The sequence below is a fragment of the Streptomyces niphimycinicus genome (assembly GCF_018883605.1).
Classification (GTDB): Bacteria; Actinomycetota; Actinomycetes; order Streptomycetales; family Streptomycetaceae; genus Streptomyces; species Streptomyces niphimycinicus.
In genome coordinates this window covers 1-1,545 of sequence record NZ_JAHLEM010000060.1, presented here as the reverse complement: position 1 = coordinate 1,545, position 1,545 = coordinate 1, and the positions used below count along the sequence as shown (strand labels likewise).

The 1,545-nt window shown below is 70.0% G+C and carries 1 protein-coding gene; it reads left to right on the top strand.

What is annotated here, in order from left to right; all coding sequences use genetic code 11:
* Positions 1-1,201, top strand: a 1,201-nt coding sequence (locus KN815_RS07700) for an RNA-guided endonuclease InsQ/TnpB family protein (protein WP_216340994.1), incomplete at its 5' end; no start/stop codon positions are given.
* Positions 1,202-1,545 lie beyond the last annotated feature (344 nt).

Here is a 1,545-nt window from a genome sequence, read left to right as displayed (position 1 = left end):
CGACGAGGCCGGGCACGCCCGGTATACGTACCGGCTTCGCGTGTCGTCCACCGCCCGTACGACGCTGCTGGCGGAATGGGACCGGTGCCGGTGGATCTGGAACGAATGCGTCGCCAAGTCCAGGGCCACCCACCTGCACAACAAGACCACGGGCGGGAAGCGGACCTGTGGCCCGGCGCAGCTCGACCGGATGCTGACCGAGGCGCGGGAGCGTACGCCGTGGCTGCGTGCGGGTTCCAGTGTTCCGCAGCAGCAGTTGATCCGGGACTTCGGCAGGTCCCGTGCCCAGGCGCGCAAGGACATCCGGGAACGGCTGCCTCAGCGGCAGCGGTCCGGTATGCCGAAGTGGAAGAAGAAGCGCGAAGCCTTTCCGACGCTGAACTACACCCGGCGCGGGTTCCGCCTGAAGAGCGGACGCCTGCAACTGGCGGGCGGGATCGCGCTGACGGTGGTGTGGTCGCGGGCGCTGCCCGCCGAACCCTCCTCGGTGCGCGTGTACCAGGACAGCATCGGGCACTGGTACTGCTCGTTCGTGGTCCCCACGAGGGTGCGGCCGCTGCCGGAGACCGGCAGGGTGCTCGGTGTGGACTGGGGCGTGCAGCAGACCGCGACCACCACCTCGAACGCCCACGACCTCCCCCACGCCGGGCACGGCCGCAAGGCCCGGGCCAGGCTGACCCGGTACGACCGGATGATGGCCCGCCGCAGACCGAAGAAGGGCCAGGCCGCCTCGAAGGGCTACCGCGAGGCGAAGACGTGGCGGGCGAAGACCTACGCGAAGATCGCCCGGCAGCGGCAGGACACCGGCCGCAAATGGGCCAAGAAGGTAGTGACCGACCACGATGCCATCGCCGTCGAGGACTTCAAACCGAAGTTCCTGGCCAAGTCCTCGATGGCGCGCAAGGCGGCCGACGCCGCGATCGGCGCCACGAAGAAGGCCCTGATCCAGATGGGCCGCAAGCACGGGCGGGACATCCGTCTGGTGCATCCCGCGCACACCACCATGGACTGCGCATCATGCGGAGCGAGAACCAAGCACGCACTGCCGCTGTCCGAGCGCACCTACACCTGCACCGCATGCGGAGCCGTCTCCCCCAGAGACAAGAACTCCGCCCGCGTGATGCTCCACCGGGCAGGTCTGAACCCGGCTGGCGCCGAGGGCGCAAGACCTCCGGGAGCGCAGCTCCCGGAGGCAGCCTGAGCCAGGAATCCCCATCAGCCCTGAAGGAAGGAATCCCCTCCCTTCAGGGAGGGGAGCAGTCAAATCGCGCAGCCATAGGTCCAGCAGCGGACCGGTGCGCTCATAGGTGTCGAAGAACCACACCATCCAGGGCACGGCCGCGGCCACCTCGCCCACGTCCTTCAGGAACGCGGGGGTGAGGGCGTCCAGGGGCGACATGACAAGGTCCACGTCGTCATGGCTGCGGAGGCGGGCGCTGAGCTTGGCCCGCGCGCGGTCGGCGGCCTGGGCGACCCGGTCCGGTTCCGCCGCCCCGGCCAGCGCCCCGACGCCCGGCACCATGCCGAGCCCGATCAGCCCCGCCC